The following is a 15,192-nucleotide window of genomic DNA, read 5'->3' on the forward strand; positions in this document are numbered from 1 at the left end:
ATATTATGGCACGTACAACTCCAATTGAGCGTTATCGCAATATCGGTATTTGTGCCCACGTAGATGCGGGTAAAACCACCACTACAGAACGTGTTCTTTTCTACACCGGTCTTAGTCATAAGATCGGTGAAGTTCACGACGGTGCCGCAACTATGGACTGGATGGAGCAGGAGCAAGAGCGTGGTATCACGATCACTTCTGCTGCAACCACGTGTTTCTGGAAAGGTATGGACGCTCAGTTCGAAGACCACCGTATTAATATTATTGATACGCCAGGACACGTAGACTTCACTATTGAAGTAGAGCGTTCTTTACGCGTACTCGATGGTGCGGTTGTAGTACTTTGTGCTTCATCTGGTGTCCAGCCACAAACGGAAACGGTGTGGCGACAAGCAAATAAATATGAAGTACCACGCATGATCTTTGTTAATAAGATGGACCGCGTAGGTGCTGACTTCTTGATGGTAGTTGAGCAGGTTAAGAGCCGTTTAGGCGCTGTACCTGTACCAATCCAACTTGCTATCGGTGCTGAAGACGACTTCAAAGGAGTCGTTGATCTTATCAAGATGAAAGCGATTAACTGGTCTGAAGAAGATCAGGGCATGAGCTTCACTTACGAAGATATTCCTGCGGACCTTCAAGACCTTGCTGAAGAATGGCGTGCTCATTTAGTTGAGTCTGCTGCTGAAGCAAACGAAGAGTTAATGGAAAAGTACCTAGAAGATGGTGAATTAACGGAAGAAGAAATCAAAGCAGCAATTCGTCAACGTACGCTTGCGAACGAAATCGTTCCAATGGCCTGTGGTTCTGCATTTAAGAACAAAGGTGTACAAGCGGTACTTGATGCTGTGATTGAATTCATGCCGTCACCAACTGAAGTTAAGCAAATCCAAGGTGTTTTAGACGATGGCGAGACAGAAGAAGAACGTCCTGCTGATGACAATGCACCATTTGCGGCGCTTGCATTTAAAATTGCAACCGACCCATTTGTTGGAACGCTAACTTTCTTCCGCGTTTACTCAGGTGTTGTAGCCACTGGTGATACAGTTTACAACCCAGTTAAAAGTAAGCGTGAGCGTTTTGGTCGTATTGTGCAAATGCACTCAAATGACCGTCAAGAGATTAAAGAAGTTCGCGCTGGCGACATCGCGGCAGCAATTGGTCTGAAAGATGTAACAACAGGTGACACTCTGTGTTCACTTGATTCACACATCACACTTGAGCGTATGGAATTCCCTGAGCCAGTAATTTCAGTGGCGGTTGAACCGCGTACCAAAGCTGACCAAGAAAAAATGGGTATCGCGCTAGGTAAACTAGCGGCAGAAGATCCATCTTTCCGTGTCGAAACAGATGAAGAATCAGGCCAGACCATCATTTCAGGAATGGGCGAACTTCACTTAGACATTATCGTTGATCGTATGAAACGTGAATTCAGCGTTGAATGTAACGTTGGTAAGCCTCAGGTTGCGTATCGTGAAGCTATCCGCTCAACTGTTGAAGTTGAAGGTAAGTTTGTACGTCAGTCTGGTGGTCGCGGACAGTATGGTCACGTTTGGCTGAAACTTGAGCCAATGGACTTTACGGAAGAGGATGCTGAAAACTTCGAATTCGTTAACGAAATCGTTGGTGGCGCTGTTCCAAAAGAGTACATTCCTGCGGTAGAAAAAGGTGTTGCTGAGCAAATGCAAAATGGTGTATTAGCTGGCTTCCCTGTATTAGGCGTTAAAGCGACGCTATATGATGGTTCATTCCATGATGTAGACTCGAATGAAATGGCGTTTAAGATCGCAGGTTCTATGGCATTCAAGAAAGGTGCGCTTGAAGCGAACCCAGCCTTATTAGAACCGGTTATGAAGGTTGAAGTTATCACCCCTGAAGAAAACATGGGTGATGTAGTAGGCGACCTAAACCGTCGTCGCGGTATGATCGAAGGCATGGACGAAGCGCCAGGTGGTCTTAAGCAGGTGAACGCACAAGTGCCACTTGCTGAGATGTTCGGTTATGCAACAGACCTTCGTTCTGCAACACAAGGGCGCGCTTCGTACTCGATGGAATTCCTCAAGTACGCAGAAGCATCTTCAAATGTTGCAGACGCAATTATTGCAGCTCGCGCTGTTAAGTAATTTTAGTTCGGTCCGATTCATGTGGGATCGGACTTTAATTTCTTTATAGGAATTTAAGAAAATGGCAAAAGAAAAGTTTGAACGTTCGAAACCGCACGTAAACGTAGGTACAATCGGCCACGTTGACCACGGTAAAACAACTCTAACAGCAGCAATCACTAACGTACTTGCAAAAGTATACGGTGGTGAAGCGAAAGACTTCGCAGCAATCGATAACGCTCCAGAAGAGCGTGAGCGTGGTATCACAATCTCAACTTCACACGTTGAGTACGATACACCAACTCGTCACTACGCACACGTAGACTGTCCAGGACACGCGGATTATGTTAAAAACATGATCACAGGTGCTGCACAGATGGACGGCGCAATCCTAGTAGTAGCAGCGACTGATGGCCCAATGCCACAGACACGTGAGCACATCCTTCTTTCACGTCAGGTTGGTGTACCTTACATCATCGTATTCATGAACAAATGTGACATGGTTGACGACGAAGAACTACTAGAGCTAGTAGAGATGGAAGTTCGTGAACTTCTTTCTGAGTACGATTTCCCAGGTGACGACCTACCACTAATCCAAGGTTCAGCTCTTAAAGCACTAGAAGGCGAGAAAGAGTGGGAAGACAAGATTGTTGAGCTTGCAGAAGCACTAGACTCTTACATCCCAGAGCCAGAGCGTGACATCGATAAGCCATTCATCATGCCTATCGAAGACGTATTCTCAATCCAGGGTCGTGGTACAGTAGTAACAGGCCGTGTTGAAGCTGGTATCATCAACGTGAACGACGAAGTAGAAATCGTAGGTATTAAAGAAACTACAACTACTACTTGTACGGGTGTTGAAATGTTCCGTAAGCTTCTAGACGAAGGTCGTGCGGGTGAGAACATTGGTGCACTTCTACGTGGTACTAAGCGTGATGAAGTTGAGCGTGGTCAGGTTCTATGTAAGCCTGGTTCAATCAAGCCACACACGAAGTTCACTTCAGAAGTATACGTACTATCTAAAGATGAAGGTGGTCGTCACACGCCATTCTTCAAAGGCTACCGTCCACAGTTCTACTTCCGTACAACTGACGTAACTGGTGATATCCAATTACCAGATGGCGTAGAAATGGTAATGCCAGGCGACAACATCAAGATGACTGTTGAGCTAATCGTTCCAATCGCGATGGACGAAGGTCTACGTTTCGCGATCCGTGAAGGTGGCCGTACAGTAGGTGCTGGTGTTGTAGCAACTATCGAAGACTAATTCTTGATAGTTAATGCATAAGCATTGAAAAACCCGAGTTTAGGCTCGGGTTTTTTTATGTCAAAAATATCTATATTTTGTTTAATTTAACGTTCTCGTTTCACATCATTTTATATCGCCGACCGCTTGGCGATAACTTGTCTTGAGCAGTCGCTCAGAAATAGCGTACTTGGCTTTAAAGCATGTTACTTTGTAGTGCTGTTGAATGAAGGGAACTTCGTCATTCGCTATTCATTAATATTCAACGTTACTTATTAGTCCATATTGCGCTTGTTGCACGATTAACGCTTCGCTACCACAAGAGTTAAGTATTGCTCTGTTGTTTTAGAAAGCGCAATGCGATTTTATACCAGCTATAATTTTTCTAGATTCTTTAGCCAGCACTTGCCATATTTAAGTATCTGATTAATCGTATTATGAGCTAACTTTTGTGCTATGTTTAAACAGTTCATTATACAAAAGAAGGCTTACTGAATGCCGCTTACTCTAACAAGATTACTTCGCAACGATCTGGTTGTTTTTGTACTTATCGTGCTTGGTTATTATTCTTTTGGTGTATTCGGTACTTTTTTTCGTATAGAGCCTGGTTTTGCGAGCGCAGTATGGCCAGCTGCAGGGTACGCCGCAATTGTTACATTACGCTATGGCAGTAAGGCGTATATACCACTTTTTGTCGGCGCTTTGCTGGCGAATATTTATAGTTCAGGAAACGATATTTTTTCCATTTCTGCTTCCGATTTAATGTGGAACAGTGTTCGTGCCGCGGGCGCTTTGTTGCAGGCCGCCATTAGCTGTTTGCTCCTAAAAAAGTTGTGTGATTTTCCACTTAGCTTAAATGCGGCAAAACCTTTGTTAAAAGCGCTAGTTTTAGTCAGCCCGTTTGCTTGTATGGTTTCTGCAACAATTGGTACGAGCTCTTTATACTTACAGGGTATTATTCCATTTAGTATCGTCGATTTTGTTTGGTTCACTTGGTGGGTTGGTGACAGTGTTGGTGTGCTGTTTTTCTTCCCATTATTTGGCATGTTACTTCCATCTAAGCTTTTTAGGCCAGTGAGTAACGTTAAAGTTGTATTGGTTACAGGTACCTTATTGCTGATATCAGTGTGCTTTACATTTTCTTATTCAAAAGAAGTGTATCGTAAAAATTTAAACCTAACTTTCGCAGATATTACTGAAAAGAAAGTTTATGAATTACAAATACTCAAACGACAAATCGAAACTAACCTGTTTGCTTTGGCAACTTTGTTTCGTAATGGTATTGATCCCAATATTGATGAATTTCAGTTAATTGCATCGTCTCTTAATAATGGCGGTATTCCTTACCGTGCAATTGCTTGGTTAGACTGTTTAGAGCGTGAAGAGTCGCAAGCTTGGTATGAAAAGCAGTCTGAACGAGGGCTGGAAGGGTCAAAACTTAGAATCATCGATGAAAGCAGGCAGTTTTCACAAATATTTCCGATCAGTCTAACAGCGCCATACTCTACTAATAGTTTGGCTATTGGTCTCGATTTAGCGAGTCACCCAATTGCAGGTGATACCGTATTTGAAGCGATAAAATCACGGGCAATTAAAGCAACACCGCCAGTTCGCTTACAGCAACAATCAGATAAATTAACAGGTAATGTAATTTACTTTCCGGTCTTTAGAAATAGTGACGACAAGCTATTAGGTATTGCCGAAGTGGTTATTGAAGTTGATAAATCGCTTGAAAAGCTAATGCTTGAAGATGCTTCTTCAGATTATTATCACTTTGCAATTTCAGATAAGCAATCGCCTAGTTCGCCGTATGTTGCAGGTCTAGAACAAGAACATAATACGAGCCATAGCTTACACTTCGCTAAATCTTATCAGTTAGCGTGGTTTGGCCGCGATTGGCTAGTTCATTTTGAGAGTACTGATAGTTTTGAAAATACCAAAAAGGATTGGTTAAGTTGGCTTACACTCATTGTGGGTTTTATTATTGCGGCAATCGGTGTGATGTTTACTTTAATTATTGCGGGTTTTAACGATCAGCTAAAGCGTAAGGTAAAAGACAAAACAGCACAATTAGCCACAGTAATTGAACAACTCAAAAAAGCAGACCAAGTAAAGAACGAATTTATTGCAAATATGAGTCATGAAATTCGTACCCCGTTAAATGTTGTTTTATCCACATTGCAATTACTAAGAAAATCCAAACAAGCGAAAAAAGAGCAAGAGCTAACTGACAGTGCGCTCTCTTCGGGTAAAACACTACTAACTATAATTAATGATATTCTCGATATATCTAAGCTGGAAGCAGGAAAACTCGAAATTGAATCTACCGAATTTGATTTAGAGAAATTGGTTCAAGACACGGTAACCGAGCAAAAGAGTATTGCAGATGAAAAACAATTGGAAGTTAAGCTGCATTCTACGTCGTCAGTAGTAGGTGTTTGGAAAGGTGACCCGACGCGCATTAAGCAGATCTTACTCAACTTAATTAGTAACGCGATAAAATTTACAGACTCAGGTCAAATTGACGTCAGGGTTGTAAAGTATAAGCGAGGTATTAAAGTCGAAGTAGCAGATTCAGGTATTGGTATGAGTGATACCCAAGTAACACGTCTTTTTGAACGGTTTGAACAAGCAGATACATCGACAACACGTCGATTTGGGGGCACAGGTTTAGGGCTTGCAATCGTTGCACAACTCGTGCACTTAATGAAAGGTAAAATTGAAGTGACGAGTGAGCTAAACAAAGGATCTCAGTTTAAGCTCACAATTCCATTGATACACGAAAGTCGTGAAGTATTAAAACCAAGTGACGATGCACAGTTAACGATGCCGTCGCTCAATGGCACAACCATTTTGTTGGCTGAAGATAATAAAGTAAATCAAACTGTGTTTAAGGCAATTATGGCGCCAGCGAAAGCAACACTATTAATCGCTGAAAATGGAAAGCAAGCAATTGACTTATTTCAACAAGAAAACCCAGCCATCATTTTTATGGATATTCAAATGCCAGAGATGGATGGTGAACAAGCTTGCAAATATATTCGGCAGCTAAATAGCACCATTCCAATAGTAGCGTTAACAGCGAACGTACTTGAAAGTGATGTTACAAGGTATTTAAGTGAAGGGTTTAACGCCCATCTTGCAAAACCCATCGATATTAATAAATTAATTGAGACCTTAGTCGAGTTAACTGTAACTAGCGAATAACACATTAGAAGGCAAAGTATATGCTAATCGCTATTTCGCTCAGCAGGCAGATCACTTAAATACTCGACAAACTCCACTTCAAATCCATCGGGGTCAATAAAATAGGCATTTTTACGAAAAGGGTGCTCACTACCTTTATCGACAAAAAAGCCTGCGTCACACATACGCATTATGAGCGCATCCAAATTACTCACAACATAGGCAAAGTGCGCAAGTCCTGTTTGATGACCAGAGAGTCTTCTTATCTCTCCCTCACCATGGTCACTTAATGCAATATAATTAAAATCGTCGCCAAAGTGCATCCATTGTCGTGGCTTGCCGTACCATTCTCCACTTCCTTTTGCGCGAATTCGCCAGTGTGGAAAAGCTGCTTGATAAAAAGTCAGTGACTTATTTAGATCAGTAACAACTAAATTAACGTGTTCCAAAAACATTGTGGCTCCTTATTTTAATGCTGAAGTTGATACCAAGACTGAATATTTGTTTAAAGTACAAAGGTAGCGTGTAAATGAGTGCATAAAATCATTCCTTAAATTGAGAAAGCAGGATGACTATAAAAGCTCAAGTTAGATTGAGGTAAAGCCCTATTTATATTTTTTTAAAAGCGGTTTTGTGTGATGATTGAAAAATTATTGGTCAAATGAGTTATAACAGTGGAAGTAGTTGTAGTAGAACAAACCAACATGCGTGTGTATTTAAACTTGTTGCAAGGGTATGAAGCTGAGTTTTCAAAAATCACAGGTAAATTACCTAACCACATGGGGCTGTTCGATCTCGACACAGAGCTGGTTGATAATGTTTTTGGTTTGCTCTGTTATTTAGAAGGTAAGCCAATTGGCTTTGCAGCAATCAAACAAATTGCTAGTAAACAATTTGAGGTGTGTGAGTTTTATATAGTTCCAAGTTTAAGAGAGCAAGGGTTAGGAAGTAAATTCGCGAGTTGGATTTGGCAACATTATGGTGGTGCATGGCAGATTAAACAGATTGCGGGTGCAGGTAAGGCAACGCAATTTTGGCGAAACGCAATCACAAGCTTCAATGCAAACTACACTGAAACAAAGATTAATGATGAATATTGGGGTGAGGTAACGCAGCAATCATTTAATACAGAGGCCCAAAATTCATAATTAAACCCGCTTTAAAGGGCATCTTTGATAAGAAAACGTACAAAAATGAGCTGTTTTGTACGTATTTCACCCAAACGATCCAAAAAGCTAAAAAAAGTTTGAAATAGGGGTTGATCCAAATCCGGATCTGTCTATAATGCGCCTCCACCAACACGGGGAACGACGCAGCATAGCAGCGAATCACGAGTTGGTTGAGTTAAGTAAAACTGAGTTTTGAAGGTTTTCAAAATAAAAAGAAAATAATCAAAATTAAGTGTTGACAAAAAATTAGGAAAGCGTAATATACGCAACCCTAACAGCGACGAAGCGTCGCGGCAAGTAAAGCACTTGCAGCGTTCTTTAAACAGCCCTGAGCTGAGAACGTAGTTCTTTAACAAATAGAAGCAATCATCTGTGTGGGCACTCGTACAGATTAAGTTCTAACATACGCTTTTAGCGTAACAAAATTTAGACTTAATTGAACTGAGTGACCATAAGTTATTAAAAGATTCGGCCTTGAGCTGTTTTGATTTTACTTTTTTAAAAGTGAAAATAATAACGCACAGTCAATTCGATTTCGAAAGAAATCAAAATCAGAATTCATTGAGTCGGACGTAAGTCCAAAAACACTTTTAATTGAAGAGTTTGATCATGGCTCAGATTGAACGCTGGCGGCAGGCCTAACACATGCAAGTCGAGCGGTAACATTTCTAGCTTGCTAGAAGATGACGAGCGGCGGACGGGTGAGTAATGCTTGGGAACATGCCTTTAGGTGGGGGACAACCATTGGAAACGATGGCTAATACCGCATAATGTCTACGGACCAAAGGGGGCTTCGGCTCTCGCCTTTAGATTGGCCCAAGTGGGATTAGCTAGTTGGTGAGGTAATGGCTCACCAAGGCGACGATCCCTAGCTGGTTTGAGAGGATGATCAGCCACACTGGAACTGAGACACGGTCCAGACTCCTACGGGAGGCAGCAGTGGGGAATATTGCACAATGGGCGCAAGCCTGATGCAGCCATGCCGCGTGTGTGAAGAAGGCCTTCGGGTTGTAAAGCACTTTCAGTTGTGAGGAAAGGTTAGTAGTTAATACCTGCTAGCTGTGACGTTAGCAACAGAAGAAGCACCGGCTAACTCCGTGCCAGCAGCCGCGGTAATACGGAGGGTGCGAGCGTTAATCGGAATTACTGGGCGTAAAGCGTACGCAGGCGGTTTGTTAAGCGAGATGTGAAAGCCCCGGGCTCAACCTGGGAACTGCATTTCGAACTGGCAAACTAGAGTGTGATAGAGGGTGGTAGAATTTCAGGTGTAGCGGTGAAATGCGTAGAGATCTGAAGGAATACCGATGGCGAAGGCAGCCACCTGGGTCAACACTGACGCTCATGTACGAAAGCGTGGGGAGCAAACGGGATTAGATACCCCGGTAGTCCACGCCGTAAACGATGTCTACTAGGAGTTCGGTTTTTCGGAACTGTCTTCCAAAGCTAACGCATTAAGTAGACCGCCTGGGGAGTACGGCCGCAAGGTTAAAACTCAAATGAATTGACGGGGGCCCGCACAAGCGGTGGAGCATGTGGTTTAATTCGATGCAACGCGAAGAACCTTACCTACACTTGACATCCAGAGAACTTACTAGAGATAGTTTGGTGCCTTCGGGAACTCTGAGACAGGTGCTGCATGGCTGTCGTCAGCTCGTGTTGTGAGATGTTGGGTTAAGTCCCGCAACGAGCGCAACCCCTATCCTTAGTTGCCAGCGATTCGGTCGGGAACTCTAAGGAGACTGCCGGTGATAAACCGGAGGAAGGTGGGGACGACGTCAAGTCATCATGGCCCTTACGTGTAGGGCTACACACGTGCTACAATGGCGCATACAGAGTGCTGCGAACTCGCGAGAGTAAGCGAATCACTTAAAGTGCGTCGTAGTCCGGATTGGAGTCTGCAACTCGACTCCATGAAGTCGGAATCGCTAGTAATCGCGAATCAGAATGTCGCGGTGAATACGTTCCCGGGCCTTGTACACACCGCCCGTCACACCATGGGAGTGGGTTGCTCCAGAAGTAGGTAGCTTAACCTTAGGGAGGGCGCTTACCACGGAGTGATTCATGACTGGGGTGAAGTCGTAACAAGGTAGCCCTAGGGGAACCTGGGGCTGGATCACCTCCTTATACGATTTAGAACTTTTTGTTCGAAGTGTCCACACAGATGATTGTTAGCTAAGCAAACGCTTAGTTAATTTGCTCTTTAAAAATTTGGAAAGCTGACAAACTTTAAATTAAGTACTTACTTAGTAAGTGCATTATTTAATTTAGAGTTCTCAAAATAAAGTAAAGAAAATATGCCGCATACTCTTTAATAAAGAATATGTTGGTATCTACTTTAGTATTCAATATTTAACTTCTGTCGGAGTTAAAAACTGTCTTTGACGATACAAACCATTTTGGGTTGTATGGTTAAGTGACTAAGCGTATACGGTGGATGCCTTGGCAGTTGGAGGCGATGAAGGACGTATTAACTTGCGATAAGCCTAGTCAAGCTAGTAAAAAGCGCTTGAGACTAGGATTTCCGAATGGGGAAACCCACCACTTAGTGGTATCACTTACTGAATACATAGGTAAGTGAGGCGAACCGGGAGAACTGAAACATCTAAGTACCCCGAGGAAAAGAAATCAACCGAGATTCCGAAAGTAGCGGCGAGCGAAATCGGATTAGCCCTTAAGCTGTAATGTAGTTAGTGGAACATTCTGGAAAGTTTGACGATACAGGGTGATAGTCCCGTACACGAAAACTTATTTACAGTGAAATCGAGTAGGTCGGAGCACGTGAAACTTTGACTGAATATGGGGGGACCATCCTCCAAGGCTAAATACTCCCAACTGACCGATAGTGAACCAGTACCGTGAGGGAAAGGCGAAAAGAACCCCTGTGAGGGGAGTGAAATAGAACCTGAAACCGTATACGTACAAGCAGTAGGAGCAGATTCGTTCTGTGACTGCGTACCTTTTGTATAATGGGTCAGCGACTTATATTCAGTAGCGAGGTTAACCATTTAGGGGAGCCGTAGTGAAAGCGAGCGTTAACTGCGCGTTTAGTTGCTGGGTATAGACCCGAAACCCGGTGATCTAGCCATGGGCAGGTTGAAGGTCAGGTAACACTGACTGGAGGACCGAACCGACTATCGTTGAAAAGCTAGCGGATGACCTGTGGCTAGGAGTGAAAGGCTAATCAAACCGGGAGATAGCTGGTTCTCCCCGAAATCTATTTAGGTAGAGCCTCGGACGAATACTATTGGGGGTAGAGCACTGTTAAGGCTAGGGGGTCATCCCGACTTACCAACCCTTTGCAAACTCCGAATACCAATAAGTAATATCCGGGAGACACACGGCGGGTGCTAACGTCCGTCGTGGAGAGGGAAACAACCCAGACCGCCAGCTAAGGTCCCAAAGTGTATGTTAAGTGGGAAACGATGTGGAAAGGCCCAGACAGCCAGGAGGTTGGCTTAGAAGCAGCCATCCTTTAAAGAAAGCGTAATAGCTCACTGGTCGAGTCGGTCTGCGCGGAAGATGTAACGGGGCTAAACATACCACCGAAGCTGCGGCTGCGAATTTATTCGCGGGGTAGGGGAGCGTTCTGTAAGCTGTTGAAGGTGTGCCGGGAGGCATGCTGGAGGTATCAGAAGTGCGAATGCTGACATGAGTAACGATAAAGCGGGTGAAAAACCCGCTCGCCGGAAGACCAAGGGTTCCTATCCCATGCTAATCAGGGTAGGGTGAGTCGACCCCTAAGGCGAGGCCGAAAGGCGTAGTCGATGGGAAACGGGTTAATATTCCCGTACTTGGAATAATTGCGATGGGGGGACGGAGCAGGCTAAACAAGCATGGCGTTGGTTGTCCATGTGAAAGTATGTAGGCTTGAAACTTAGGTAAATCCGGGTTTCTTTAAGGCTGAGATACGAGACGAGCATCTACGGATGTGAAGTTGTTGATGCCATACTTCCAGGAAAAGCCTCTAAGCTTCAGATTATTTCGAATCGTACCCCAAACCGACACAGGTGGTCAGGTAGAGAATACTAAGGCGCTTGAGAGAACTCGGGTGAAGGAACTAGGCAAAATTGTACCGTAACTTCGGGAGAAGGTACGCTCTTATCTGTGATGAGACTTGCTCTCTAAGCGGACGAGAGTCGCAGTGACTAGGTGGCTGGGACTGTTTATTAAAAACACAGCACTCTGCAAAATCGAAAGATGACGTATAGGGTGTGACACCTGCCCGGTGCCGGAAGGTTAATTGATGGGGTTAGCTTCGGCGAAGCTCTTGATCGAAGCCCCGGTAAACGGCGGCCGTAACTATAACGGTCCTAAGGTAGCGAAATTCCTTGTCGGGTAAGTTCCGACCTGCACGAATGGTGTAACCATGGCCACGCTGTCTCCACCCGAGACTCAGTGAAATTGAAATCGCAGTGAAGATGCTGTGTACCCGCGGCTAGACGGAAAGACCCCGTGAACCTTTACTACAGCTTGGCACTGAACATTGACCCTACATGTGTAGGATAGGTGGGAGGCTTTGAAACACAGTCGCTAGATTGTGTGGAGCCGTCCTTGAAATACCACCCTTGTAGTGTTGATGTTCTAACATAGGCCCCTGAATCGGGGTTGTGGACAGTGCCTGGTGGGTAGTTTGACTGGGGCGGTCTCCTCCCAAAGAGTAACGGAGGAGCACGAAGGTTTGCTAAGTACGGTCGGACATCGTACGGTTAGTGTAATGGTAGAAGCAAGCTTAACTGCGAGACAGACACGTCGAGCAGGTACGAAAGTAGGTCATAGTGATCCGGTGGTTCTGAATGGAAGGGCCATCGCTCAACGGATAAAAGGTACTCCGGGGATAACAGGCTGATACCGCCCAAGAGTTCATATCGACGGCGGTGTTTGGCACCTCGATGTCGGCTCATCACATCCTGGGGCTGAAGTCGGTCCCAAGGGTATGGCTGTTCGCCATTTAAAGTGGTACGCGAGCTGGGTTTAGAACGTCGTGAGACAGTTCGGTCCCTATCTGCCGTGGGCGTTTGAGAATTGAGAGGGGCTGCTCCTAGTACGAGAGGACCGGAGTGGACGAACCGCTGGTGTTCGGGTTGTGATGCCAATTGCATTGCCCGGTAGCTACGTTCGGAATCGATAACCGCTGAAAGCATCTAAGCGGGAAGCGAGCCTCGAGATGAGTTCTCACTTTAACTTGAGTTAACTGAAGGGCCGTTGAAGACTACAACGTTGATAGGCAGGATGTGGAAGTGGTGTGAGCCATTAAGCTAACCTGTACTAATTACCCGTGAGGCTTAACCATACAACGCCAAAGTGGTTTAGACCCGCAGAAGTTGAATAGCTCGAAAAGAGCAAAGTACTAAAGTAGAAACTTTACGAATTGAGATAAAAGAAACAGTTTTCCGAATTTAAGCAAAGTGTGTCTCTTAACAAAAAGTGTTAACAGATACGCACCTTGCGCAAATAAAATGGCTACGCCATTGAACATTTGCACACAGAATTTGCTTGGTGACTATAGCGTTTTGGAACCACCTGACCCCATGCCGAACTCAGAAGTGAAACGAAACAGCGTCGATGATAGTGTGGGTTCGCCCATGTGAAAGTAGAACATCGCCAAGCTCCTAATTAAGTAAAAAGCCCGCTCATTGAGCGGGCTTTTTGCGTTTTAGACATAAAAGATTTTAGGATTAAGCAACCAGAGTTCAGGATATTGCTGAATCCTGAACTCTGAATCTAAGTTCAGTCAGCAGAGTAAACATATTTCTGTACGTATTTTGCTGTTCTAGCTTATGGTAAAAATGACGTTTTAATTACTGCATTTTCACGTAATATAGTAGTATTAACATATATGTGAAGTTGTTTAGCCACACGTTAAACTGATTAATTTTATTAACTTAGTTACACTAATGCCTTTTTGTGTCGATAAGAAGTGTGTCTTTCTACACAAAAAGCAAAAATAAATTAGCTTAACACCGTGTGTAAACATAAATAATAAGAATATGAAGCGCTTTATTCAGTATCAAACAGATCGGTTATCCGCTATCCCAAATATGGCTAGCGCTATCTCGAAGAAAATATCAGAATTCCAATACGATTATCGTAAGATGTTGGAAGAGGCGTCTCTGTTTTTTGAAAAACACTACGAATACGAAGCCGAACTGACGCAGTTAAATAAAAAGATCGTCGCTTACCAAGAACATATCGATATTGTCGAAAACTACCGCAAAGAAAAAGGTAAGTATCCGCTTATTAAAGGGCAACGGTCGGCTCAGCGTTATTTGGAAAAACTGCATCAAAAGATCGATGAAGCAGAGCTGCGCATCAAACAAATAGCAGCCGAGCGTTTGAAGGCTCGTGGCGAGCGTTACATTTCACTGGAAAAGCTAATCGACAATATTCTCGATTTGCTCGATGGGCCTAAAATATTCAGCCAGTTTTTGGGGACCATGGTACTTTCAACGCCGCTACCCAATGAAACGGTTCGTTGTACGCGAAACGAAAAAAACAAACCAATTTATATTACGGCATTAACCGTTGCGCTTTTTGAAGAAGCACGCCTATTTAACCAATTTTCTTCACCTTATTTAAAGCAAGCGCTGAGCGATATTATCGGATACGATAAAGTCAGCTTAATGCAGCGTCATGATTACAAGCCGTTCACCAAAGAGCAGAAAATGGCTTATCGTGAAGAAGTGCTTAAACCCATCGTTAAGGCTACTTTGCTTCGTCATATTGGCTCCTATGCACCTCATGCTGAAGCAATTTATCAAGGTAATCGGTTCAGGCTGTTAGATGCAGAGCAGCGTAATAAGTTATTGGCTGGCATTAAACGAAATTCTTATCTCTACTTACATCAGGGTGTTGGTTTACCGCAAAGGCGTTTTGATAAAAAAGAAGAACGTGATGAGTTCTTTGAAATCGAAAATGCCAAGTTAGATTTTATGACCCAGTTGATTGATTTTGACAATCAAGAACCTGAGCTGCGTGACTTAATGCGTATTCCTATGGTGTACGCTTCATTTATGCTTTCTACAAAAGAGGAATATGATTATCGCGTTATGTATAGCGCATATGACATTCTAAAAGATGGCATGAAGCAAGGGGAGTATAACGCTAATTTTTGTGCCTTATTTTTACGTATGGTCGGACGATTTCCACTTGGTAGTGGTGTTTATTTTATCTCGCATGAAACTGAGCAAATTGAAAAAGGCATCGTTTCTTCTCTATTTCCTAAAAACCCAGAAGAGCCTTACGTAAAACAAATTACACGTAACCACATACAATCACTTAGCCAAACCGAAGTGTTGGTGGTACGCAGCACTAATATTTATTTTGAATCTACTCGTGAGAACTCGGGGCTAGAAGAGGTGGTGTTTACACAGCGTTATCAACCACCGTATGTGTGGAATGCTAATGAAGTATGGGAAGTTCAGGTGCCAGCGTTAGTCTTTTGGAAAAAGGATGGCACCACTAAAAACAGTAATCTAGCTATGCTATAGCA

6 protein-coding genes and 3 rRNA genes are annotated in these 15,192 nt (G+C 43.6%); 8 read left to right on the forward strand and 1 reads right to left on the reverse strand.

Annotation, left to right across the window (positions count from 1 at the left end; all coding sequences use genetic code 11):
- Nucleotides 1-5: 5 nt before the first annotated feature.
- The 3 genes from fusA (at nt 6) to ACXAFE_RS00690 (ending at nt 6,555) form a co-directional block, all read left to right on the forward strand.
- Nucleotides 6-2,123 carry an elongation factor G gene (gene fusA, locus ACXAFE_RS00680; protein WP_237131302.1) on the forward strand — a complete coding sequence of 706 codons (2,118 nt, stop codon included), beginning with the start codon at nt 6-8 and terminating at the stop codon, nt 2,121-2,123.
- 61 nt (nt 2,124-2,184) lie between these two features.
- Entirely contained in the window at nt 2,185-3,369 is a 1,185-nt protein-coding gene (tuf, locus tag ACXAFE_RS00685; protein ID WP_138634216.1) for an elongation factor Tu, read from the forward strand.
- A 474-nt stretch (nt 3,370-3,843) separates the two neighbouring features.
- The gene (locus ACXAFE_RS00690; protein WP_475147058.1) at nt 3,844-6,555 is read left to right on the forward strand and encodes an ATP-binding protein; all 2,712 of its coding nucleotides are present in this window, start codon (nt 3,844-3,846) and stop codon (nt 6,553-6,555) included.
- 23 nt (nt 6,556-6,578) lie between these two features.
- On the opposite strand, the gene ACXAFE_RS00695 is transcribed toward ACXAFE_RS00690, so the two are convergent.
- On the reverse strand, nt 6,579-6,989 hold the full coding sequence (locus tag ACXAFE_RS00695) for a VOC family protein (protein ID WP_475147062.1): 411 nt from the start codon (nt 6,987-6,989) through the stop codon (nt 6,579-6,581).
- Between the two features lie 219 nt (nt 6,990-7,208).
- On the opposite strand from ACXAFE_RS00695, the gene ACXAFE_RS00700 reads away from it, so the two are divergent.
- The 5 genes from ACXAFE_RS00700 to ACXAFE_RS00720 all read left to right on the forward strand — a co-directional run bounded on the left by ACXAFE_RS00700 (nt 7,209) and on the right by ACXAFE_RS00720 (nt 15,190).
- Nucleotides 7,209-7,682, forward strand: a complete 474-nt coding sequence (locus ACXAFE_RS00700) for a GNAT family N-acetyltransferase (protein ID WP_475147064.1) — start codon at nt 7,209-7,211, stop codon at nt 7,680-7,682.
- A 612-nt stretch (nt 7,683-8,294) separates the two neighbouring features.
- Nucleotides 8,295-9,827 (forward strand): 16S ribosomal RNA (locus ACXAFE_RS00705).
- 283 nt (nt 9,828-10,110) lie between these two features.
- Nucleotides 10,111-12,993 (forward strand): 23S ribosomal RNA (locus ACXAFE_RS00710).
- A 202-nt stretch (nt 12,994-13,195) separates the two neighbouring features.
- Nucleotides 13,196-13,310 (forward strand): 5S ribosomal RNA (rrf, locus tag ACXAFE_RS00715).
- Together the 16S, 23S and 5S rRNA genes form the textbook arrangement of a ribosomal RNA operon.
- A gap of 380 nt (nt 13,311-13,690) precedes the next feature.
- Complete coding sequence (locus ACXAFE_RS00720; protein ID WP_475147066.1) at nt 13,691-15,190, forward strand: hypothetical protein; 1,500 nt, start codon at nt 13,691-13,693, stop codon at nt 15,188-15,190.
- Nucleotides 15,191-15,192: the final 2 nt, after the last annotated feature.

The organism is Pseudoalteromonas sp. ABV4_021 (assembly GCF_056159365.1).

Bases quoted from the DNA above. Each gene is read 5' to 3' on its own strand.
- fusA (WP_237131302.1), top strand. From the start codon at position 6: ATGGCACGTACAACTCCAATTGAGCGTTATCGCAATATCGGTATTTGT.
- tuf (WP_138634216.1), top strand. From the start codon at position 2,185: ATGGCAAAAGAAAAGTTTGAACGTTCGAAACCGCACGTAAACGTAGGT.
- ACXAFE_RS00690 (WP_475147058.1), top strand. From the start codon at position 3,844: ATGCCGCTTACTCTAACAAGATTACTTCGCAACGATCTGGTTGTTTTT.
- ACXAFE_RS00695 (WP_475147062.1), bottom strand. From the start codon at position 6,989: ATGTTTTTGGAACACGTTAATTTAGTTGTTACTGATCTAAATAAGTCA.
- ACXAFE_RS00720 (WP_475147066.1), top strand. From the start codon at position 13,691: ATGAAGCGCTTTATTCAGTATCAAACAGATCGGTTATCCGCTATCCCA.